22 protein-coding genes are annotated in these 22,747 nt (G+C 54.9%); 14 read left to right on the top strand and 8 right to left on the bottom strand.

Features of this window, described 5'->3' with window-relative positions; translation table 11 throughout:
• Positions 1 to 29: 29 nt before the first annotated feature.
• Together JOE27_RS07955 and JOE27_RS07950 are read left to right on the top strand one after the other, a co-directional pair.
• Positions 30 to 218, top strand: coding sequence for an antitoxin Xre/MbcA/ParS toxin-binding domain-containing protein (locus tag JOE27_RS07955; RefSeq protein ID WP_135198366.1), 189 nt, complete (start codon positions 30 to 32; stop codon positions 216 to 218).
• Positions 219 to 353: 135 nt separating this feature from the next.
• Positions 354 to 512 carry a hypothetical protein gene (locus JOE27_RS07950; protein WP_189637556.1) on the top strand — a complete coding sequence of 53 codons (159 nt, stop codon included), beginning with the start codon at positions 354 to 356 and terminating at the stop codon, positions 510 to 512.
• Positions 513 to 653: 141 nt separating this feature from the next.
• On the opposite strand, the gene JOE27_RS07945 is transcribed toward JOE27_RS07950, so the two are convergent.
• From JOE27_RS07945 to JOE27_RS07925, 5 genes are all read right to left on the bottom strand, one after another.
• A complete protein-coding gene (locus tag JOE27_RS07945) occupies positions 654 to 1,082 on the bottom strand; it encodes a hypothetical protein (protein WP_135198367.1) in 429 nt (142 codons plus the stop codon).
• A 1,385-nt stretch (positions 1,083 to 2,467) separates the two neighbouring features.
• Positions 2,468 to 3,121 carry a TetR/AcrR family transcriptional regulator gene (locus tag JOE27_RS07940; RefSeq protein ID WP_135198368.1) on the bottom strand — a complete coding sequence of 218 codons (654 nt, stop codon included), beginning with the start codon at positions 3,119 to 3,121 and terminating at the stop codon, positions 2,468 to 2,470.
• A gap of 32 nt (positions 3,122 to 3,153) precedes the next feature.
• On the bottom strand, positions 3,154 to 3,585 hold the full coding sequence (locus tag JOE27_RS07935) for a cupin domain-containing protein (RefSeq protein WP_223279052.1): 432 nt from the start codon (positions 3,583 to 3,585) through the stop codon (positions 3,154 to 3,156).
• 171 nt (positions 3,586 to 3,756) lie between these two features.
• Positions 3,757 to 4,872, bottom strand: a complete 1,116-nt coding sequence (locus JOE27_RS07930; RefSeq protein WP_135198370.1) for an alcohol dehydrogenase catalytic domain-containing protein — start codon at positions 4,870 to 4,872, stop codon at positions 3,757 to 3,759.
• An 80-nt stretch (positions 4,873 to 4,952) separates the two neighbouring features.
• Positions 4,953 to 5,534 carry an amino acid synthesis family protein gene (locus JOE27_RS07925; RefSeq protein ID WP_135198371.1) on the bottom strand — a complete coding sequence of 194 codons (582 nt, stop codon included), beginning with the start codon at positions 5,532 to 5,534 and terminating at the stop codon, positions 4,953 to 4,955.
• 125 nt (positions 5,535 to 5,659) lie between these two features.
• Between JOE27_RS07925 and JOE27_RS07920 the strand changes: the two genes are divergently transcribed.
• From JOE27_RS07920 to JOE27_RS07910, 3 genes are all read left to right on the top strand, one after another.
• Positions 5,660 to 6,511 (top strand): fumarylacetoacetate hydrolase family protein, encoded by an 852-nt coding sequence (locus tag JOE27_RS07920; RefSeq protein ID WP_135198372.1) that lies wholly within the window; start codon positions 5,660 to 5,662, stop codon positions 6,509 to 6,511.
• 37 nt (positions 6,512 to 6,548) lie between these two features.
• A complete protein-coding gene (locus JOE27_RS07915) occupies positions 6,549 to 7,109 on the top strand; it encodes a VOC family protein (RefSeq protein WP_135198373.1) in 561 nt (186 codons plus the stop codon).
• A 110-nt stretch (positions 7,110 to 7,219) separates the two neighbouring features.
• Positions 7,220 to 8,803, top strand: coding sequence for a bifunctional 3-(3-hydroxy-phenyl)propionate/3-hydroxycinnamic acid hydroxylase (locus tag JOE27_RS07910; protein ID WP_135198374.1), 1,584 nt, complete (start codon positions 7,220 to 7,222; stop codon positions 8,801 to 8,803).
• Positions 8,804 to 8,934: 131 nt separating this feature from the next.
• Here JOE27_RS07910 and JOE27_RS07905 read toward each other — a convergent pair whose 3' ends face one another.
• A complete protein-coding gene (locus tag JOE27_RS07905; RefSeq protein ID WP_135198375.1) occupies positions 8,935 to 9,618 on the bottom strand; it encodes an FCD domain-containing protein in 684 nt (227 codons plus the stop codon).
• Positions 9,619 to 10,007: 389 nt separating this feature from the next.
• Here JOE27_RS07905 and JOE27_RS07900 point away from each other — a divergent pair, with 389 nt between their 5' ends.
• The 6 genes from JOE27_RS07900 to JOE27_RS07875 all read left to right on the top strand — a co-directional run bounded on the left by JOE27_RS07900 (position 10,008) and on the right by JOE27_RS07875 (position 17,964).
• Positions 10,008 to 10,430, top strand: a complete 423-nt coding sequence (locus JOE27_RS07900; protein WP_135198376.1) for a heme-binding protein — start codon at positions 10,008 to 10,010, stop codon at positions 10,428 to 10,430.
• Between the two features lie 98 nt (positions 10,431 to 10,528).
• Positions 10,529 to 12,181 (top strand): DUF1302 domain-containing protein, encoded by a 1,653-nt coding sequence (locus JOE27_RS07895; RefSeq protein ID WP_204918478.1) that lies wholly within the window; start codon positions 10,529 to 10,531, stop codon positions 12,179 to 12,181.
• Between the two features lie 23 nt (positions 12,182 to 12,204).
• On the top strand, positions 12,205 to 13,554 hold the full coding sequence (locus JOE27_RS07890; protein WP_204918476.1) for a DUF1329 domain-containing protein: 1,350 nt from the start codon (positions 12,205 to 12,207) through the stop codon (positions 13,552 to 13,554).
• 81 nt (positions 13,555 to 13,635) lie between these two features.
• On the top strand, positions 13,636 to 14,748 hold the full coding sequence (locus JOE27_RS07885; protein ID WP_204918474.1) for a YCF48-related protein: 1,113 nt from the start codon (positions 13,636 to 13,638) through the stop codon (positions 14,746 to 14,748).
• Positions 14,745 to 17,165 (top strand): MMPL family transporter, encoded by a 2,421-nt coding sequence (locus JOE27_RS07880; RefSeq protein WP_204918472.1) that lies wholly within the window; start codon positions 14,745 to 14,747, stop codon positions 17,163 to 17,165. Before JOE27_RS07885 ends, JOE27_RS07880 begins: the two co-directional genes overlap by 4 nt.
• 7 nt (positions 17,166 to 17,172) lie before the next feature.
• Complete coding sequence (locus JOE27_RS07875) at positions 17,173 to 17,964, top strand: TIM barrel protein (protein ID WP_135198380.1); 792 nt, start codon at positions 17,173 to 17,175, stop codon at positions 17,962 to 17,964.
• Between the two features lie 130 nt (positions 17,965 to 18,094).
• Here JOE27_RS07875 and JOE27_RS07870 read toward each other — a convergent pair whose 3' ends face one another.
• On the bottom strand, positions 18,095 to 18,559 hold the full coding sequence (locus tag JOE27_RS07870) for a lipocalin-like domain-containing protein (protein WP_135198381.1): 465 nt from the start codon (positions 18,557 to 18,559) through the stop codon (positions 18,095 to 18,097).
• A gap of 9 nt (positions 18,560 to 18,568) precedes the next feature.
• Positions 18,569 to 19,333 carry an SDR family oxidoreductase gene (locus tag JOE27_RS07865; protein WP_135198382.1) on the bottom strand — a complete coding sequence of 255 codons (765 nt, stop codon included), beginning with the start codon at positions 19,331 to 19,333 and terminating at the stop codon, positions 18,569 to 18,571.
• Positions 19,334 to 19,434: 101 nt separating this feature from the next.
• Here JOE27_RS07865 and JOE27_RS07860 point away from each other — a divergent pair, with 101 nt between their 5' ends.
• The 3 genes from JOE27_RS07860 to JOE27_RS07850 all read left to right on the top strand — a co-directional run bounded on the left by JOE27_RS07860 (position 19,435) and on the right by JOE27_RS07850 (position 22,740).
• Entirely contained in the window at positions 19,435 to 20,370 is a 936-nt protein-coding gene (locus JOE27_RS07860) for a LysR family transcriptional regulator (RefSeq protein WP_204918470.1), read from the top strand.
• A 151-nt stretch (positions 20,371 to 20,521) separates the two neighbouring features.
• A complete protein-coding gene (locus tag JOE27_RS07855; RefSeq protein ID WP_135198384.1) occupies positions 20,522 to 21,631 on the top strand; it encodes an alcohol dehydrogenase catalytic domain-containing protein in 1,110 nt (369 codons plus the stop codon).
• Positions 21,632 to 21,735: 104 nt separating this feature from the next.
• Complete coding sequence (locus JOE27_RS07850) at positions 21,736 to 22,740, top strand: AraC family transcriptional regulator (protein ID WP_135198385.1); 1,005 nt, start codon at positions 21,736 to 21,738, stop codon at positions 22,738 to 22,740.
• Positions 22,741 to 22,747 lie beyond the last annotated feature (7 nt).

The raw sequence follows: 22,747 nt of genomic DNA, 5'->3' as shown, positions 1-22,747 counted from the left end.
GGTGTTGAAGCCTAAAGCACCGCTGCTTCATGAGACGCCGCGAACAAATTTTGATGACAGCTGAGCAAGTGTTGGGCAACTCCGAGCTGGCTGAAGCATGGCTCACCAAGCAGGCGATTGGACTTAGCCGGCGTCTGCCGTGCATGCTCTTGGAAACTGATCAGGGGTACATGGAGGTTGCGGATTTCCTGGTACGGGTCGATTACGGTGTCTATTGATCGCCACGTATACTCTAGGTAGCAGTTGCTGCCTGCCCCGATGCTGCCCCATTCGAGTACGAGACGACGAAGCGCTTGGGCAGGGTCGCTGAGCCTAATACTATCCATCTAAATGTCCTGACACGCGGGGTGCCCATGAAGCAGATCAAACACGAACCCAAGCCTCTGATGAGCGCCCGTTTTCAAGCGGAAGCACGCCAAGCACTGGCCAAGCGCAGCAACCAAAGTCGCTTTCTCGACATTGCTGCCTCCAAAGACCGTAGTTGGGAGCCTGTAGGCCGTCTGGCAGGTTAAGTTTACCTTCGAAAAAGCGCTTTCCCGGGTCCAATGCTGAGCCTGTTGTGTCAGGTTTTTACCTCGCTTACGGTGGTAACGTATCGTGATTTGGTATGTCTACGACTTTGGCCGAGCCAAGGCAAATAGTGAGGCAACCCATCAACCCTGAAGCGCCCCGTACGTCTCACCTCGGGCGGCATCTAGTACCCGCGCCGGGTCGTCCACCATCACATCCTTCGGCATCTGTCCCCCCAGGTAGCTATTGGATGAGCCGAACCAGAGCGCCATAGCCCAGTCTGGCTTGCTGGAACCGAGCGCCGTGATGATGGCCGCCAATGACGAAAATGGGCGGAAGTTGGAAGCGGGGTCAAAGGCATAGAGCGGAAAGTATTCCTTGTCCTCATGAGCCAGCGAGAAGATGTTGCCCGCGCTTTTCCACTCCTTGAGTTCAGCTCTGGATTGCTCCGTGCTCAGCTGAGCCAGCACTGCAAACGCACCGGCAGTCAAGAAATCACCGCTTCTCAGGAGGCGTGCTTTGGCCTTCTCCAGCATGGTCGTTTCACGGGAAAGGGTAGGGCGCATAGACATGGATATCCGTCCGGTGATCAGTGGCCGCCTACCACCCAATTTAATGATGTGGGCAGTAAGCTCACAATCCGGCCTGTGTGGGCGGCCCAGGGTCGTGAGTAGGGACCGCCAGGTCGCTGTGGCAGGCTAGCCTAGTTCTGGAGTGGTATAAGGCTATTCGGGAATTTTCTATTCAGAAAGACTGGAACGTCAGCTTTTTCTTAAGCGGCCCATGAAAATCTTCATTTTTTGAGTTTCTCTGCATTTTTTCTTAATTTTCCTGCCCCGCATGTGCTGAGGCACACAGCGACGCTCGCGTGAGGTGGGAGGACTACGCGCCAGGCTCAATTTGTCATTGAGGAATTGGACTGTCGGATGACTCCAACTCGACCAAGCCTTGCAGGCGTGCCAGGGCATCACGTGCTCGCTGCACGAGGGCTTTGTTGATGCCGGCGCGGGCCATGAATCTGCTGCCCCTTTTTTGTACTGTTAAATCAGTATGGAAGTACCCGTGCACAAGCGCCTGATCCGATACAAACAATCGGACAAACTGACGTTCGAGAATACAGATTTCTCGAACGTGATGGCGCTTTTAGCGGTGTTTTGCCGCATGCAGGGGTACAGACGGAGGCGGTGGACGCTTCGCCCGATCGTTATCTACAGGCCGCGCGTCGAGCCAGTATCGAGCGGCGCTGCGCCCAAGCCATCGCGCACTTCGAAACGCAAGGGCCAAGGTGGCTTTTTCGTATAAGGCTTTGGTTGTTCGCGCTGGACAATGCCGCAGTCTGAAAGATGGCTAGACACCCACCCGCTTCTCCAAGTAAGAGGCGCAGATCAAAACATCACTTCTCAAGTGCCAGGCGGACTTGGCCAACGTGATACGCAATATCGACTGAACACGCGAAAGCAGCCGGTTATCGGCTGCTTCCCGGGTGTTGACGTCAGTCGAGAGCTGCGAGGTTTGAAGAGTCTCGCTTATTGAGCGTTTTCCACCGGCTTGGCCTGATGAGAAGGTTTGCTGCATATGCGGCAAGCATGAGCTGTGGTGCGGCGACGAGTAGTAAGTCTGTTGGGCCCATTCCTGCCGAGAGCACCCAACCGGCGACCAAGGGGCCCGCTACCGACCCGAGGCGTCCTACTGCTACTGAAGCCCCGACACTTGTCGCCCGAATTGCCTGGGGGAATATCCCAAGGGACAACGCGTGGAGCAATGATTGGCCCCCTATCGAGCGGTAGCCTGCGAGGAAGCCCGCCGCGACGTTGATGGGAAATAGGTTGGCGATCCTTAATCCAAGCAACGCTACCAATATTCCTATGTAGGTAATGCTTGTCGCCAGTCCTGTTCTGCAAACATAACGGCTCCTGTCCGAAGCGTCTTCGAGATTCAAGGTGAGGTGGCAATCCGATCAACTTGCCTGCTGAAGACGAATGCCCTGGACAGCGCCTATTATCAGGAGCTCTGCTACTCGCTCTCGCTCGACTTCCGAAATCGGGTGACTCTCCAGCCAATCAGGCAGATTGGTGATCAACTCCGCGATGACGTGACTCGATGCATCTCTCTTGGGATCGACTCTTGTGCCCGTGCCCCCCATCAACCGCATCAGGCCTTCTTCGAATTGCCTTTTCATTTTTTCAATGCGATGACGGTATTCGTCCTCAAGACTTGCGGTGTCTCGTTGTACGACTCGGCTGTGGAATGGAAACTCTCGGTGCAGTGCCAACCGCGCCTTGATGAAACGTTGGAGCGCTTTAGCCTTGTCCCTACGTGGCTGTAGGCAGTCATGCAGGATCGCCCCCATGTCCTCGTAAAATTCTTCCAGCAGCTCAAATAACAGGTGCTGCTTACTGGGGAAATGGTGGTACAGCGAGCCTGCTGTCAGCCCTAGATGACGCGCCAGATCCCTCATACTGACTTGCCCGAAGCCTTTGCAAGCAAACAGCTGGAGTGCTTTTGTGCGGCTTTCTTCGTATCGCGATAAAGGCGCTGACTGAGACTCAAGGCCCAGCAACGGCCCTACCTCAGTCGAACCCTGAGCGACGTGGGTGGATTTCTCACTCATTCAACCTGTCCTCGATACACGACAGAACACAATCACCGGCCGGAGACTTCTGCTCCGATCATCACGAACAGAGCTCTGGCAATTCGCTTGCTTTTGTTCCGCCAAGCATGCCGAGTGCCGTTTTGAACGACTACGTCACCAGCCTTCACCAGACGCTCCTCGCCATTGTCCAATTCCAGCCATAGTTCGCCCTCCAGGATGATTCCGTAATCCACGGTTGGGGTTGCGTGCATACCTGGCGCATCGGCTTCAAAGCACTCGAACAGCCCCGGGAGGGCCGCTGCCAATTCGCCGAATGCTTTCTCAGGGGCTGTGGGGTCTTGCATGACCTCATCCGGGGGGAAATCGAACAAAGCGATGCTTGTCCCTCCGACTGGAGGAATCAGTGAGGGATTTGCTGCTGTTGGGTCATCAGTTTTCGCGGAGATATGGGGCAGGCTATCGGTCGCCCATACCTGCGCCATTCCGTGTCCTGGGATGGAGGGAAAGGAGCAAGCTCGTGGGGTTAGGTCGTCCGATACAAAAACGGAATTGCCCGACGCGTCGTGGCCGGTTACGAGTCTTCTTATTTTCATATTGTTGTCTCGTGGCGTGCAAATGGTAGGTGGAGCGGAACCGCTCCACCTGCAGTGCAATCAAGGACAGATGACGTAATTGCTGAAGCCTCCATGGCGGTTCTCAATACCCGTGATCGCGCTATTGACGTCTTCCAACTTGAACGCGGTATTTTCGAAGAACGACAGGTCCAGAACGCCGGACTCAACCATGTCGGCCATTTCCTGACCTTGGCCTGCCGTGAACCAGGCGGACCCGCTGATCTGAATATCGTTGTCCATGATCCAGTGGAGATCGATCGGAACCTCACCCGCGACGGCACCGATGTTGACCAGATGGCCGCCCCGATGAAGTGATTTCAGCGCTTGGGTCAGGCTTTCATGTGGCGCACCCGGACCCAACGCGTCGATGACGATATCGACGCCTTCACCGTGCGTGACTTCCTTCGCCCATTGGTCGGTCGGGAGACTTCCCAGCGTGTGGATTTCGATACGGCCGGGCGCCGCGAGGTTTTTTACGCGCTGGAACAGTTCTTCATTTCTAGCCGTACCCAGAATCTTTTTCACGCCCATGGCGAGGGCCAATGCAACGGCTCCCAGGCCCAGCGTTCCACTGATTCCGTTTATCAACACGGTGCTGCTTGGCCCCGCGTTCGCCTTGCGCAGTGCTTTGTAGGCGGTGCCGAGGTATCCCAGTCGAGCAGCAGTTTCATAGCTGATGTTGTCTGGGAGCTTCACGAGACTGTATTGCGGCGCCGGGATGAACTCGCAGAGGCCACCATAGGGGTAGTCGCCGTACATCCGAGGGCTTTTCGGTGTGAAGCCGAAGTAGCCATTAAACGTGTAGGCAGTGCAGGAGATGGAGTTGCCGGCGCGACAGGCACGGCAAGATCCACAGTAACGGCCGGGGTTGACGTACACCCGATCGCCTACGTTGAAGTCGTAAACTTGGGAGCCGACAGCCTCAATGACACCGGATGGGTCGAGACCGAAAATCGCAGGGAAGGGTGGCAGCGGGTTCTGGGGAAACCACTTCACCCAGTTGGTCAGAATGTTATGAAGGTTTGGAACAATGCCACATGCCTTGACCCTGACAAGCACCTCTGTCGGGCGAATCGATGGAACGGTGACCTGTTCCATTACCATGGGCTTTCCACCTTCATACAGCCGGGCGGCACGCATCATTTTTGCAGTCATTTTGTTTCTCCAACTCACATATTGTTTTTGTATTGGTATGAATCTGTGGAGCAGGTACCGCGCTAGGGCGGCAGCCTCAATCAGCGCAAGCCGTCTTCTCCTTTCACGTCTTTAGCGTCGAGACCGCCCAGGCGGGAGTGAATACGGCCGCCGGTCGACATTGCCAGGCCAAACGCAATTTCGCCGCGACGCGGGCCGTCCCAGACAGTCATCTCCGCCACCCCGAAATGGCTGCGCACGTAGGCAGCGTGGACGTGACCAAGCGGAATCATGATTCGGGTACCGGGGGACGCGATCGTTTTGCCCGCCGGGACGATTGCTTTGGGATTGCCGAGTGCCTCGCGCATGGCCCAGCCGCCTGCCTCGTGCCAAACCGCACCGTGTTCGAGTTCACCGTCTTCACCGACGATGGCTCCTTTTCCGTAGGCCTGAACAACCTGGGCGCCCCCCAGTGTGTGGATCAAGCGTTCGGAAAGCTCGCTGCCTAGCGCTCTGAGCTCCTGCATGAAAGGCAGAAGATCTTCTACATATTTACCTGCGTAGGGATTGGTGATGACGGCAGTGGCGACGGCGATGCGCAAAGGCGATGACCGACGAGGCCCCCCTTCATGAAACACCTCCTCAACGTCCAGCTTGACCTTACGAATACTCACGAGCGACATGCGAAACCTCCGATACCGAAGCCTCAAGGGCTTGTTATTTTTTTTGAAGCGGTCTTTCGGATTATGCACTTAATGATGTATGGTGCAAGAACTTAGTTTTTATGCACAAAAAACAAGGAGACATCATGAAGCTGATTTCGTATCACAAAGCCGGGCAAGCCCTCTACGGTGCTGTCGAAGGCGATGGCGTCGTGGAGCTGAGCCGTCGTTTTCCACAAGCCCCTGATCTGGCGTCATTTCTGGCTGATACCTCACTGCTCGCTCAGGCCCGAAAAATGGTCGAGGAAGCGGGCCCTGACTACGCATACTCCGACATCCAGCTCGACTCAGTAATACCGAATCCTGGAAAGGTCATTTGCGTAGGCATTAACTATGTCGCGCACGCTGAGGAGGCTGGCAGGAAGGTCGGGCAGTTCCCGGTGATCTTCCAGCGCTTTGCTGAAACGCTGCTTCCTCACGGGGAAGCGCTCGTCCGTCCTAAGGTTTCGCAAGAGTTCGATTTCGAAGCCGAGCTTGCGGTAGTGATCGGCAAAGGGGGAGCTCACATTGCCCCGGAGGACGCTATGGACCACGTTGCGGGCTACACATGCTTCAACGATGCCAGTGTGCGTGATTGGCAGTTCCATACCCATCAGTACGGTATGGGTAAAACCTTCCGGAAAACTGGCGCCCTCGGCCCATGGCTCGTACCCGCCTCAGAGATCTCCGATTATCGTGAGCTTGTCGTGCGCGGTGTCCTTAACGGCGAGCAGCTGCAAGAAGGACAGCTCTCGGAGCTGGCTTTCGACATCCCAGCTCTGATTTCCTATGTATCCAAAGCCTTGCCATGGAACCCGGGTGACATTCTGGCTACCGGCACGCCCAGCGGGATCGGCTTCAAGCGCACGCCACCGATTTTCCTGAAGCCAGGCGATGTGTTTGAGGTAGTCATCTCCCAGATCGGCACGCTCTCGAACACCGTCGTTGACGAAGCTTAAACCCACTCCACACAAGCATAAAAATCGGAGGTTTCACATGTCGGCTCTTCCTCGAATCAACTTCACACATTCGGGCGTGTTTTGCACCGACCTGGATGCCATGGTCGATTTCTACTGCCGTATTCTGGGCTTCGTTGTCAGTGACAAGGGTGTTGCCTCTACAGGTAATCGCCTGTTTTTCATGACGCAGAACCCCGAATTGCATCACCAGGTCGTTCTGTTTGATGGTAAGCCTGCCAACCTTCCGTTCAACCCGATCAACCAGCTGTCATTTTTGCTGGACTCCCTCGATGATCTGAAAACCTACTATCAGTTCGCCAAAAAAAGCGGGATCGAGAACATTGCTCAAGTTGACCATGGGAATGCTTGGTCGATTTATTTCACTGATCCTGAAGGCAACCCCGTAGAGATGTACGTCGACGCGCCGTTCTACACCAACCAGCCTTGCAAGGAACCGCTGGATCTGGAACTCCCGACTGAAGCTATCTTGGCCCAAACCGAGGCGATGTGCCGTCGTCGCCCGGGCTTCCAGACTCGTGAAGAGTGGATGGAATCCACCCGTGCCCGGATCGAAGAACAACGCGTTCGCATTGGCTGATCGACGATAGCCTTTGGCGGAATCAATCCGCTGAACGCATCTAGCTCCGTTGAGCTTCCAAAGAGCTCGACGGAGCAGCCGCGTGATAACAATAAAAGCCGGAGTAGACGATGGACTACGATGTGATCATTGTTGGAATGGGCCCCGTGGGTGCCATGTGCGCGAACCTTGCCGGCCTATGGGGCCTAAAGACGCTGGTCGTGGACAAGTCCGAAGAAGTGTACGCCAACCCTCGCGCGATGGGCTTCGATCATGAGGTCATGCGTGCATTTGGGAACATCGGTTTGGCAAAAGATATTGCTGATTACGTCATGCCCTATCGGCCGTCTGAGTATCACACCACAGGCTCTCATCTGATCAAGCGCATCGATGCCGCGAAACCCCCATTTCCTTTGGGCTGGGCACCTAACTATGTTTTCTCCCAGCCTCCCGTGGAGAGAGCCCTACGGGAAAAGCTTTCGAGCTTGCAGAACGTTGCCGTTGAACTCGGTGCTGAAGTTTTAGGTGTTGATACTGCGAATGCAGAGGCGGCTATTCGGATTCTTTCGAAGAATGGCGAAGAGCGTACCGTCAACGCCAGTTACGTCCTCGCTTGCGACGGTGGCACGAGTCCCATCCGGACCCGCCTTGGCCTCAAGATGGAAGACCTCGCCTTCGATGAGCCATGGCTCGTAGTGGATGTGATCTTGAATGAAGGAGCAGGAGAGACGCTGCCTAAGACAAATGTTCAGTTCTGCGAGCTCGCCAGGCCCTGTACGTTCGTTGTGGGCCCAGGCAGGCATCGTCGATGGGAGTTCATGATCAATCCGGAAGAACAGCCGACGGAAGTTTCCCAGCCCGAAAATATCAAAAAACTGATCTCCAGGTGGTTGCCTGAAGGCGAGTACCAGTTATGGCGCGCGTCAGCCTACCGGTTTCATGCCCTGATCCTTGAGCAGTGGCAATCTGATCAGATTTTCTTCCTGGGCGACGCTGCTCACATGACCCCGCCCTTTCTCGCTCAAGGGATGTGCCAAGGCATTCGCGACACAATGAACCTGGTATGGAAGATCGCGCTGGTGAAACGCGGATTGGCCTCACCGGACCTCCTGAGGACCTATCAGGCAGAACGCATTCCGCACGTTCGACAGACAACGCTCGCCGCAAAAGAGTTTGGCGAGTTGATCTGCGAGCGCGACAAGGATCGGGCGGCTCGTCGAGATGCTCATCTCATCCAGCAGATGAGCGAAAACCCAGGCGGGACTATTCGACAGTCGCTAATCCCAGGCCTTTCTCAAGGGTTCATAGCAAACGCAGCGCCGGCAGGAGAGCTGTTTCCTCAACCCAAAGTGGTGAACAACCAAGGCGCGGTAGGCCTGTTGGATGAATTCACGGGCCAATCATTCAGGGTCGTGATCGCTGCTGGCTTCGATGCAAGTGCGCTTCTGCAATGCTTGCGCAGTAGCCAGGCACTCGAAGGGTTGCCCATGAGCGTTGTGCGATTGGTTAACGATAAGCCGACTCAACGTGACGAGTATCAGGAAGCTGACGGTGTGCTGGGGCGCTGGCTCGATAGCCGGGGCTGCCATGTTGTAATTGTGCGACCTGACCACTACGTCTACGGCGGCGCGATGACTGTTGCATGGGCCATGGAGTTGCTGGAAGGTATGGAGCTCGCGCTGATGTCCCAAAAGCCTGAAGCGAGCGTGGAATAAAGCATAAACCGACAGAACGGTTAACCAGGCACCACCCCTGCCTGCCGAAGTCCACGATAGCTTCGGGGGGCAGGGTATTTATTCAGCCCCCTATCTGAATGAAGCCAGAGTCAACCAGGAACAGTGAGAGCTTATTGAAGGGTGGCTCGCTGCTTTTCCAATGCTTCGATGACCCGCCCCAGTGTGTTCTGGATATGGTTGCGCAAAAGCGTAACGGCCTTCTCGGAGTCCCTGGCCAACGATGCCTCCATGAGCTCCTGATGCTCATTCCCTTTGTGCCGTTCGACAATTCGTTGCTTGGCAGAAAAGCGTCTGTATCGCTCGGCACGATCAAAAAGCGAGTCGATCATCCGCAGCATAAGGGGGGAAGGACAAGCCGAGAAAAGTGCGAAATGGAATGCTTTATGCCGCGCAGACCATTCTTCGTCGAGCGTCAGCGGTCCTGAGTCGAGCTTTCGTTCTGTCAAATTAAGCCGGTGAAACGCGCCCAGAACGTTTGCTTCCCACTCGTCATCACCGAAACGGATCGCATCACTCAACGCTTCGCCTTCAAGGAGGCAGCGCAAGCGGGTGATCTCACGGAAGTCAGCCTCCGAAATCGCAGCCACACGAAAGCCTTTGTTATCGCTGGCCTCAACCACGCCGTCTTGCGTTAGCCGATTGAGCGCTTCGCGAATAGGGGAGCTGCTAAGCCCATAGACCTTCGATAGCTCAGCGACCTTGAGCTTCTCTCCTGGGCGCAGCTCACAGCAAACAATCGCCTTTTTCATCTTGGCCAAAGCCACGTCGATGAGTGGACTGTTGAGGGGGGTCATAGGGGGTCGTCCTAAATCTGCATTAAATCAATTTTATGCGCAAAAAATAGTTTGATGCAAAGAAATAACGCGTAATTGCGCACATTTTTTATCACGGCGCAACCTCCGACCAATGCATTTTATCGGGAGCGCTCTAGCCTGCGGCATACCAACTCCTCATCTGCAGCACCTCGGTTTACCGCGATTGCGCTGCCCACCTCCAATGGTCCTCAACGGTTCGCGCTCTGCTCTCCCTTCCGACTGAACCCTGAGGCGGTCTTCTCCGCCAGCTCCCTTCGCGATCCAAAACAAACTTGACAAGGGATTTGCGCAAGGATAGGTTTTGTGCACAAAGATCGTATAGATGCAATAAATAGAATTTGTGCATTATCCATTGTCACGGGGGTGCTATGCGACATGTGCGGATATTGGAGCTGCGGGATGCCGAACTGATGCTTGAGGCGGCAGCGGAAGAAGCGTCCCGGCGCGGGTGGAATGTCTCGATGGCCGTGGTCGATCAATGCGGTTGCCTGATGGCTTTCAAAAAAATGGATCGGGCAACGGTTTCCTCTGCGCAGACCGCGATCAAAAAGGCACGAAGCGCAGCATTGACCAAACGACCTACGAAGTTTTTCGAGGACATGGTCAATGCCGGTCGGCCAGGAGCCGCGATGATCGATGGAGTATTTCCCATCGAAGGTGGGCTTCCAGTTCAGATGGGTGACGAAACCGTGGGCGGCTTGGCGGTAAGCGGCCTGAAGTCAGAGCTGGATCTGGTTTTGGTAGAAGCGGGGCTTTCTGCATTCGCTCGTCATTGTTCAACGTTGGCTTAACGCAGGTATTTTCCAACTTAACACAGTTGTTCATTTAAGAACCGCATCTGAATGCGGGCAGATGGCCTTTACAAAAACAAAAATACAGGAACATCTTCATGAAATTACCAAAGGTTCGGCTTCGTCCGTTGCAAACCTCGTGCACATCATGCGCCGTCGGCGCGGCGATGGTTCTGGGCTTCTCATCCCAATCCTGTGCATTCCCAATCGACACCGGTAATCCGGATTTGACAGCGACCTGGGACAACACGCTGAAATACAGCAACGCGTGGCGGGTTAACAAGCTCGATCACAAAGTTGCAGCAGGTCCCGGCACGTCTAATAGCAATCCAAACTTGGACGATGGCGATCGTAATTTTGATCGCGGGCTGATCTCCAATCGCTTGGACATCCTTTCTGAGCTGGACATCAAATACAAAGATGTAGGAGCACGACTGAGCGCTGCATCCTGGTACGACAATGTCTACAGCAAACACAATGACAACGACTCACCGGGTACCGCCAACTCGGTGAGTGTCGATCATGACGAGTTCACCAGTGACACTCGGCGAATTCACGAACAAAAGACCGAGATCATGGATGCCTTCTTATATGGCTCCAAGGATATCGGCAACACCTCGCTGTCAGGTCGTCTGGGGCAGTTCACACAGATCTACGGTGAGAGTCTGTTTTTCGGCGCGAACGGTATAGCCAACGCTCAATCGACAGTCGATCTAGTAAAGCTGCAGTCGGTGCCCAGTTCACAGTTCAAAGAGATCTTGATGCCGACCAAACAGGTGTCCGGGAACTGGCAACTGAACGAAAAGCTGAGCATTGGTGCTTATTATCAGTTCGAGTGGAACAAGACCCGCCTGCCTGCCGCAGGGAGCTATTTCAGTGGAGCGGACTTTGTCGGTGAAGGTGGTGAGCGCGTATTTTTCCCCACTGGCGTGCTGCGGCATGGCAAGGATGAAAATGCACGTGATTCAGGCCAGTTCGGTGGCCAGATCAAGTTCACTTTGGACGATTGGGAGCTCGGCCTCTACGCAGCGAAATATCATGAGAAGACTCCGGTCTTTTACTTCCGGCCGGTGGCCTTGGTGCCAGGGGCCAATGATACCTTTATCAATGTCTACCCCGAGGATGTGAAAGTTTTTGGTGCCAGCTTCAGCACGCTGGTTGGTGAGGCGAACATAGCGGGTGAGACGTCTATCCGATTCGATACGCCTCTTGCTGGTGTAGGTGGCACGATCATCACCGGAATGGACTCTGACAACGACTCCAACCCTGCTTATCCGGTAGGCCGATCCTGGCACGCGCAAGTATCGATGGTGAACGTCTATGGCGGCTCTGCGCTTTGGGACGGGGCCTCCTTTGTCGGCGAGCTTGCTTTCAATCGCCGTCTCAGCGTCACAAAAAACGCAGATCAGCTCGACCCCAATACCACGCGTGATGCCTTCGCGCTGCGCTTCACATTTGAACCTCAGTACTTCCAGGTCTTCCCGGGTATCGATGTTCAGACGCCTGTCACCATCGGATACAACCCTTCAGGACGGTCTTCGGTCACACCGCAGGCATTCGGCCCTGAACACGGCGGGGACCTGACGCTGGGGCTGAAGGCAGATTACAAGAAGCAGTGGTACGCCTCTCTCACCTACACGAATTTCTTCGGCGAGGCTGGCCCTGTCATCAACAGCGCCAACTCGTATACCTACCAGCAAAACATGAAGGATCGGGACTTCATTGCCTTCTCGATTCAGCGAACCTTCTGAGCAGAAACAGGCGGGCTTGAACAATGACAAAAAATACAATGCTACTGGTTTCTACACTGTCGCTTTCGGTACTGGTCAGCACAGCATTCGCTGTCGGCCCAGATGAAGCCGCAAAACTCAAAACCACTCTGACTCCTATGGGGGCCGAGAAAGCGGGCAACGCTGATGGATCAATTCCGGCGTGGACGGGCGGCCTGACCAAGGACGTCTCCGGACCAAAATTTGGCGACGTACCTGCTGATCCATTCCCGGGAGAGAAGCCAACCCTTCAGATCACATCGAAGAACGCCGGCCAGTACGGCGACAAGCTATCCGAGGGTACGAAGGCGCTTCTGGCAAAGTACCCTGAGACATTTCGCCTGGATGTTTACCCTACTCACCGCACAGCGGCGGCGCCTGAGGAGGTTTATAAGAACACGTTCGCCAACGCGACCAACTGCAAACTCATCAGTAATGGATTGTCGGTACAAGGCTGCTTCGGGGGTATCCCGTTTCCTATCCCTAAATCAGGTAGCGAGGTGATCTGGAATCACCTGCTGCGGGTCGAGGCCGAGTCCATTCAGATGGGATACGCCAACGTGATCGGAAACGCGGACGGGACCCGGACGCTAGCCAGCCGCGGTGTCGAGAACTGGCAGTATCCGTACTATTACAAAGATGGATCGGCAGATAAATGGTCCGGTCAATACGCGCTGCTGCGCTTCATCACTAATGAGCCGCCATTCAAGGCGGGCGAATCACTGGTGACTCACGACAGCATCAATGTCGAAGAGCCAAGAGAGGCATGGCAGTACCTGGTGGGACAGCGTCGTGTGCGTCGCGCTCCCACTGTGGGATACGACACTCCTGACTTCGTGGCATCAGGTGCCAATTACTTCGATGAGGTTCATGGCTTCATCGGGCATCCAGATCGCTACGACTGGAAACTAGTAGGGAAGAAAGAGATGTACATCCCTTACAACGACAACAAGTTTCATGCAGAGAAACGTGACGACGCCTTCGCGCCCAATCACTTGAACCCGGATAAAGTCCGCTGGGAGCTGCATCGAGTCTGGGAAGTTGAGGCCACTGTTGCCCAGGGCAAACGCCACGCCGTACCAAAGCGTAAGTTCTATATCGATGAGGATAGCTGGACCGTGGCTTTGGTCGATGGGTATGACGCGGAGGGCAAGCTGTGGCGAGTATCCCAAGTCCTTCCTTACGTTGTCCCATCAATTCCGGCTGTCGTGGTAAAGCCCGTGGTCATTTACAACCTTCAGGCCAAGACCTACAGCGTTGTACAGAGCCTCAACGGGGAAACCTACAGCGTTGTCCCGCGTAAGCCTGAGAACTTCTTCACGGGCACTGCCGTTGCATCTGGATCAGTTCGCTGAGCGGCCACTCCATCACCAAGAAGCGAGCCCAGTGCGCAGCCCTTGTGGCTGCGCCCCCGACCTGAATTTGAGGCAACAACTATGGTCAGTCGAAATATCGAGCATTTCGGTAAGCAAGCGATAGCTGCATTATTGGTCTTCATCGGGCTAGGTAGCGGAATGGCTGCAGCACAGAGTGCAACCTTGTTCGAGCAGCCCGCGATTTCGAGCGTCATCGCGACGCGATCCGTGATGCTCAGCGTTGCGAAAGCAGGGAAGCATCTGATTGCAGTCGGCGAGCGAGGCTTCATCATCATCTCGGACGACAACGGGGCGACCTGGACTCAAGTGAGCTCACCTGTCAGCGTCACGCTCGTGAAGGTCTATTTCGTTGACGCCAAGAAGGGCTGGGTCGTCGGCCACGCCGGGGTTGTGCTGCACAGCCAAGATGGAGGGTTGAGTTGGACTCGCCAACTCGATGGTGTGAAAGAAGCTCAACTGGAGCTTGATGCCGCTCAGCAACAGGCGTCTGTTGGAGAACCAACTGAGCAAACCCAGGAACGTTTGAATCAGGCCCAGCAGCTTGTAGATGACGGCCCGGACAAGCCTTTGCTCGACGTTCTTTTCTTCAACGCCCAAGAAGGCATCGTGGTGGGTGCGTATGGCCTTGCGTTTATGACTCGGGATGGCGGAGCGAGTTGGCAATCAATTCGCGGCCAGATAGACAACCCGTCCGGTTTGCATCTCTACAGCCTGCAGCAGGTAGGTAATGACATCTTCATCGCGGGTGAACAAGGACTGCTGCTGCGCTCCAGAAATGGAAATGGCCGCTTCGAAGCTCTGACGTCTCCCTATGAAGGGACAGCATTTGGGCTGCAAGCAACCGCTGACGGTTCATTGATTCTCTTTGGCCTGCGAGGTAATGCGTTTATCTCGCCAGATAGAGGTGAGTCCTGGCGGAAGCTGGATAGCCTGCAGCCCATTAGCCTCACAGCCAGCGTTCGCCGCTCAGACGGAGCTCTGCTTCTGGCCGATGAGTCTGGCAGGGTCCTTCGCTACGAAGAGGGGTCGACGAAGTTGGCCAATGAGTCCGTCGGCCAACCCAGTTATGTGAGCGGAATGGTCGAGGCTGCGAATGGAAATCTGGTGCTCAGTACCACACGAGGAATGCTGTCCTCAACCTGGCCGGCCGTCGGCTCGGAGAGTTCGAAATGAATAGCTATGCACGCACCAAGAATGATTCGATGACCAACGAATTAGAAGCATTCGATCCCAAGTCAGGTACCGTGGTTGAGCGCTTGCTGTTCAACCATCGAATCTGGGTACTAGCTGCCTGTGTGCTACTGAGTTTGTTCTTTGGTCATCAAGCGATGAACCTCAAACTCAATGCCGCATTTGAAAAAATGATTCCTACCGATCACCCATACGTCCAGAACTACCTTCGGAACAAAGGGCAACTGGGAGAGGGCGGCAACACGCTACGCATCGCCATTGAAGCCAAAGATGGCACGATCTTCGACAAGGACTATCTGGAGGTTGTCAAAAAGATCACAGATGAGGTTTTTCTGCTTCCAGGCGTCGACCGTTCCTACATGAAATCACTCTGGACACCGGCCACCCGCTGGATTGGTGTGACGGAGCAAGGTTTCGACGGCGGACCTGTCATTCCTGATGAATACGACGGGTCAGCTAAAAGCCTGGAACAGGTTCGCCAGAACGTTGAACGGTCCGGAGAAATTGGAAGGCTGGTAGCGGCCAACCTCAAATCCAGTATCGTACTGCTGCCCCTTCAAGAATCGGCTACAGAGTCAGGGAAGCCTCTCGACTACCATGCCCTTTCCGAGCGGCTGGAGCAGATTCGCAGCACTTATGAATCCGACAGATTCAAGATTCACATCACCGGCTTTGCCAAAGTGGTGGGCGACCTCATCGACGGCATGCTGCAGATGGGGTTGTTTTTCGCTGCGACTCTCGTGATTTGCGCCTTGGTGCTGTTCTGGTACACACGGTGCGTCCGAAGTACGTTACTTGTGCTGCTCTGTTCGAGTATTGCTGTGGTGTGGCTGTTGGGTCTGCTACCAACGCTTGGGTTCGACTTGGACCCCTATTCGATTCTGGTGCCGTTTCTGGTCTTTGCCATTGGCCTGAGTCATGGTGCACAAAAAATGAATGGCATCATGCAGGACATCGGCCGGGGTGCGAACAAGCTGGTCGCTGCACGGTTTACCTTTCGCAGGCTATTCCTCACCGGCCTGATGGCCTTGGTTGCAGATGCTGTCGGTTTTGCAGTCTTGATGATCATCAAGATTCCGGTAATTCAAGACTTAGCAGTCACTGCGACGATGGGTGTGCTTGCGCTCATATTCACCAATCTGATCCTCCTCCCAATCCTGCTCTCCTACACCGGGGTCAGTAAGACTGCCGCTGCACGGGAGGCCGCTGCAGATCAATATTCCCGATTGGACAACGCGCATATCAGACACCCGTTCTGGGCATTCTTGGACCATTTCACGGAGCGTAAGTGGGCATCACTGGCAGTCATCGCCTCACTCGCCCTGGGAGTTGTCGGTTTTGTGATCAGCCTGAACGTGAAGATTGGTGATCTGAACCCTGGCGCACCGGAATTGAGACCGGACTCCCGTTACAACACCGACAATCGCTTCATGGTCAGCAATTTTTCGGCGAGCAGCGATAAGTATGTGGTGATGGTGAAGACACCCCAGTACTACTGCGCCAATTACGACACGCTGGTTGGCGTCGACGCATTGGAGGCGCAGTTACAGCAATTGCCTGGCGTCGTCTCTACATCATCATTGGCAGCGTTGAGTAAACAAGCTTCTGCTGGGATGAACGAAGGCAGCATGACCTGGTACGAGATTCCCCGAAATCAGGGACTGCTGAATGCGATCATCACGCGAGCCCCTAGGGAGCTGTTCAATCAGAACTGTGACCTGCTGACAATTTATGTCTACCTGTCTGACCACAAGGCGGATACGTTGACCAATGTCGTCCAGGCGGTCGAGCGCTTCGCTGCCGCTCACAACACGACGGATTTGCAGTATCTGAACGCCGCGGGTAACGCGGGCATTGAGGCAGCTACCAACATCGTTGTCAAACGATCCAACGTGCAGATGCTGTTTATGGTTTATGCCGCAGTCATCGCGCTGTGCTTCATCACCTTCCGCTCTTGGCGTGCAGTGGTCTGCACGGTTCTGCCATTGATGTTGACATCGATCCTGTGTGAAGCATTGATGGTCGGACTGAACATCGGTGTGAAGGTAGCGACACTTCCAGTCATCGCGCTCGGCGTCGGTATTGGGGTCGATTACGCGCTTTACATCTTAAGCGTGACTCTCGCTAACATCAGGCGCGGTCTGTCCCTTTCGGACGCCTATTATCTGGCGCTACTGTCGACCGGCAAGGTTGTGGTCATGACCGGTATCACCTTGGGCATCGCTGTCCTGACCTGGGTACTTTCACCGATCAAGTTTCAAGCTGACATGGGCATCTTGCTCGGCTTCATGTTCATCTGGAACATGGTAGGAGCACTGATCCTGGTACCCGCCCTCGCGCACTTCCTGCTCAAGCCTCAGACCGTATCAAAAGCGACCCCCAAACTGGTGATGAGCTGACGTACTCATGAGTGGTTCGAACATCTATGGAAAACGAATGATCAATTACGCTGCTAACCTAACCCTCATGTTTCAAGAGTGGTGCTTCCTGGATCGATTCGAGGCAGCACGCGAGGCTGGGTTTGAGGCGGTTGAATTCAGCTTTCCTGCCGATATTCCGGCGAACCAAGTTCGCGCCCAGCTTGAACGTACTGGCTTGTGTCAGGTTCTGGCGACGGCCCAATTGCAGCCCGGTAGTAAAGGCACAGCAGCCGTTCACGGGCAGCAGAGCCGTTTCCGGGAGGATTTCCGGATTGGCCTGGAATACGCGGTTGAAGCGAAAAGCCCTCTGCTCCATGTTTTAGCTGGCACTGTTGTACGGTCGGACCTCGCGGCGTCCTGCGGCCAGTTTATATCCAACATGGAGTGGGCAATTCAGCATGCTGCCACGGAGAATGTTCGGGTAGTGATTGAGGCGATTAACCAGAACTCGGTACCTAACTACTTCATCACCTCCCTTTCCGCCGCATTTGATTGGTCTGCACGACTGCCGGGGCTTGGGGTGATTCTCGACCTCTATCACGCTGCGATGGAAGGGCTGGAGCCGGTTGATTGTATTGGTCGGTACGCTGAGCAATGCGACCATATCCAAATCGCAGGGTATCCGGGGCGGCATGAGCCCGATCGCGGGACTCTGGATCTCGGCGAAATCCTAGCTACGATCGAAAACAGTCATTATCGAGGATGGGTAGGCTGTGAGTACCAACCGGCGGGCCCAACAGTCGACGGCTTGCGCTGGCTGAGTTCAATCAGCTCCTGAGCCAGATAAAAAACTCAGACTGTCCAATCGGGGCTGGTGGGACCCTTCGTTGGTGTCGGTGCTCGATTTCCCGATCAAGCGTTGGTGCTTGCGTTGGGGTTCGACGCAAAACGGTTGCTGAGCTGCGGCACTAGCGGTCGATGGGGAATGGCGACTTCGCCCTACGCCAACAAATCCGTGCGTTTACTGTACGTCCGCTAGAGCGATATTGACTGTTATTGCCAAGCTCCAAGACATCTCCCGCAAGATTTACCGTTCGCGGCTGCACCTGGCCTATCCAATTCGGGAACATCGAAACTGCGATGGTGTGGGTGAGCTGACCCGATTGCTCGTCCACATTGAAGTGGCCGCAGTAGGAGATGTACGACAGCCCTTGGGCGCGGTATTCCGCATCGGTACCTTCAAACCAGTCACCCGAGAAAAAAGATGCCCGATTTGGCATGCTCAGCTGAGCCGACATATAACCATCTGCTGTGTAAATTATGAAGCCTTCAGGATGTTCGCCGAAGGGATGTATGGGCTCGGATCCGTCCACTGGGTATTCTGTGTAGGTTTCGAGCACCCAGGTTCCAATCAGTTTTTCTCGCATGCTCATAGTCGTACCTCACATCGTCTGCTGCATGTCATTATCGATTGGCAAAAGCTGCCCAGAGATTGACTTGCCTGCGTCCGATGCCAGGAAGACTGCTAGTTCTGCAATGTCTTTCGGGTCCACGAGGCGTTGGAGGGATTGAACCGAAAGCGCCTTCCTACGTTCTTCCTCCACGGAGTTGCCGCTGAGACTGGCTCTACCTTTGAGCACGTTCTCAAAGCGTTCCCCTTCGACAGCTCCGGGCAGAATGGCGTTTACACGGATCCCATACGCGCCGAGCTCGCGTGAAAGGCTCTTAGTGAAACCAATCAGTCCCCATTTACTGGTCGAGTAGGGGGAACGATCGGGGTAGCCCAGTCGTCCCGCAACAGAAGACATGTTGATGATTGAGGGGCGGGATGAACGCTTGAGCGCAGGAACGGCCAGGCGCGTAACGTTGAAGGTACCATTCAGGTTTATCTGCATGACCTTGTCCCACACATCAGGGTCAAGCTGCTCAACCGGAGCGGTGGGGCCGGATACCCCAGCGTTGTTGACGAGAACATCTAAACCACCCATGGCATCGATGATGCCTGGAATGCTGAGTTCAAGGCTGCTGCGATCAGCTATATCGCACACTGCGATGCGGATAGAAGGATGCTCTAATTTGAGGCGGCTTAAGCCCTCAGTGTCGATGTCGACTACCGTGACGTCGGCGCCGCGGCTGTTGAATGCCAGCGCGATCGCATGCCCGATACCAGATGCTCCCGCTGTTATCAGTACTTTCTGCTTGGTCATGATTGATTCCCAATAAATGCTCTGGGAGAACAATAGATTCCCGTGAAGCTATCCATGAAATTGTTTATCGTTATGCGACCTATCATCAGGATGGATTGGTCATGGACCTATCGCGTATCGACCTCAATCTCTTGGTTTCGCTGGACACGTTACTGGCTGAGCTGAACGTGACCAGGGCAGCTACACGGCTTCATATCAGCCAGCCAGCAATGTCTGCACAGCTGTCACGCTTGCGCGAGCTCATGGGCGATCCGCTGTTGGTCCCTATACAAAAAGGCCGGAGCATGGCCCCTACTGCCCGGGCCTTGGCGTTGCGGGGACCTCTTCGCTCGGCATTGAAGACTCTCGGTTCAGTCATTCAATGTGAGTTGGGATTCGATCCTTTGAACGACAAGAGGGTCTTCCGGATAGCCGCCTGTGATACAGCCTTGAGCACCATCTGCGAGCCGTTGATCGCCTCAATCACCAAGCACGCAGGCACGCAGATTCAGGTGTCTCTCAATGCCGTTGATCCTGGACTCATAGGACGGCAAATGGAGGAGGGTTTTTTCGATCTGCTGATCGACTCAAGCCGCGGCGTTCCGCAGGGGGTAAAACTCACAGCACTGGGGAACGATGAGTTCGTCATGGCGCAGCGCAAAGATCACCCTCGTGGACGCGAGCCTCTTACCCTGGATGGGTACTGTGAACTCAATCATCTTGTCGTATCGCCAGAACGGGAGAGCTTCAGGGGTTACATGGATGAGTATTTGCGCTCCGCCGGCATGAGCCGAAGGATCAACCTTACCGTGCCGACCGCTGGGATGGTCCCAGGGGTCCTGATGTCGACGGACTTGGTCTGTACGATGCCTCGCATGCTTATTCAGTCCCAGCACGAAGCCATCGAGACGTTTGAGTTGCCGTTTAAAAGCGAGCCTTTCCAACTCGTGATGGCTTGGCATCCGAGGGATGATGCTGACCCGGCTAATCGCTGGCTGCGTCAGTTGGCCCAAAATCTGGCTGCATCACCTCAACCCGCACCGAGTGATGCCAATTAATTTCGTTATCTGTATAGCGGCTACTGGGCCTGGATAGCCACGTTTGAAGTCGAGCGGATAATTAGAGCTGTGGCCGCCGATGCGCCGGTCACACCTTAACGGCTCCCAAGAGCCCCACAGCCCTGACAACGAAAAAAAGAGGGTTTGCTTCATGCCAGGTACGATGTTGGCCGCTCGCCTCCACGAAGTTGGTGGCAAATTTACCGTGGACGAAATTCCTCTTCCTGATGTTGGAGAGCATGACGTCCTGATCAAAACTGCCGCCTGCGCTGTTATCCCCAATCTGCGCAACGTCGTCACAAATTTCCCGGAGTGGTACCCGTTTCTACCGCTGCCTGAGCTGCCTGCTGTGTTCGGTTTGGACGCCGCTGGCACCGTGGTATCGGTTGGTCGCTCTGTGAAAGATTTCAAGGAAGGCGACCGGGTCTACGTCAATCCTGGACTGAGTTGCGGTACATGCAAACAGTGCCTGGCCGGACTTCCGACGCGGTGCGCTAGCTATACCTTCATGGGCTATTTCGGATTCAGCCCGTCTTCGAAAGAGGTATTCCGCGAGTATCGCCATGCCGGGTACGCCCAATTTCTCCGAGCACCTGCGCGTAACCTGATCACTTTGCCTGACGACTTGTCATTCGAGCTAGCCACACGCCTTGGATACCTAGGCACTGCTTACTCTGCGTTGAAAAAGCTCGAACTCACGCCAGGTCAGAGCTTACTGGTACTGGGGGCTTCTGGAACCTTGGGTATCGGTGCAACACTGGCCGCAGTAGCGATGGGCGTGACGGATATCATCGTGGCAGCACGAGATGGGACTGCACTCGAACGGCTCCGCCAACTGGCCCCAAAGCGCATTCGCACGCTGCAAATCACGAGTACCGACTTGCATTCAAGCATTCGTGAAATGGCTACGTGCGGAGTTGATGCAGTCGTTGATACGCTTGGCGCGAAGGCTCCGGCGGAGCTTTCTGTTTCGGCCATGAACGCCGTTACGTCGGGAGGAAAGATCGTACAGATCGGCGGTGTCAGCGGACCTATTCCTATCGATCCTCACCCGTTCATGTGTACACAGCTTCAGTACATCGGCTCCCTGTGGTTCACCACCGCAGAAGCCCAGGAGCTGATGGCGTTGATCAGAACGGGATTGCTCGACACCAATCAGTGGGCACCTCGACCCTACACACTGGACCAGCTCAACGAAGCCCTTGAAGACATCAAAACCGATGCCAGCGGCTTCCTGAACTACTACATCGTGCACAGCTAATGGCGGAGCAGGGCGACGATACAGATCGTCGCCATGACGTTGTTCTCAGTTCCCTTTTGTTGCTAGGTTGCTCGTATAACTCATTGCCTTTTTGAGGGCTCTCTATGGCCTGGCCCAACGTCGCCCCATTCGTACCATCTGATCAGGTTCTCGCGGATTTCAGCGTCTGCGAGTCGTCGAATCTTGAGGAGGCAGTGCTGTGCGGTGAGCGGATGTTTTGCAAGAACCGGCTTGAAAAAAAGGGAACCGAGTTCAAGGCTCAATTTTTTCATCGGTCGGCTGGCGAGGCTGGGGTTGCCAGAATGTCCTTTGGGGGAGAGGTCGCTATCCATCCAGGGAAGCTGGATAATATCGTGCTGGTCCAGTCGGTCCTCACTGGCCATGAACACGTGATCAGTGATCAGTTACGCCTCAACTGCAACCCGGGGCATGCCACCGTTTTCAACTACCACCGGCACTCCTTCTTCAATCATTTCCCTGGCACTGACAAGCTGCTCGTCCGTATTGATCGAACGCTGCTGGAAACCATGCTTCAACGTCAGCTGGGGAGGAGTATCAAGCAGGACATTTCCTTTCAGCCTCAGTTGCCAATGGATACCTTCGCTGGCCAGAATTGGCTGCAGACACTGGGGTGGGCTTACAGCCAGCTGTCGTCCAAGTCATTACATTCATCGCATCTACAAAGCCTAATTGGTGAGGTGCTGGCCTCTTCTTTGCTCGAGTTCCATGAAAGTAATCACAGCCAGGCGCTGCGGGATTCGGCCGAAAAGAAAGTAGTCCCCGCGGTTGTACGGATGATTGAGGAGTTCATGGAAGAGCATGCTCAAGAGCCCCTTACGATCTCGCAGATTGCAAGGCACGCTGGCGTGACTGCTCGAACAGTTCAGCTGAGTTTTCAACGCTTCCGCGGACTGTCACCGATGCAATTCTTGAAGGAGATTCGCCTGCGGCGCGTTCGTGTAGAGCTCGAGACCCCGCAGCATGCTCACGTTCAAGTTTCGTCCACCGCATTGAAATGGGGCTTTACCCATCTCGGTCGATTTTCCTCTGATTACAAGCAGCGATTCGGAGAATCACCTTCCATGACGATCAAGCGGAGAGGGGGATAAATGAGCT

Origin of the sequence: Pseudomonas sp. M5 (assembly GCF_016907075.1) — a bacterium.
Classification (GTDB): domain Bacteria; phylum Pseudomonadota; class Gammaproteobacteria; order Pseudomonadales; family Pseudomonadaceae; genus Aquipseudomonas; species Aquipseudomonas putida_E.
The sequence above is the reverse complement of the archived record's forward strand: the minus strand, read 5'-3'. Positions and strand labels throughout refer to the sequence as shown.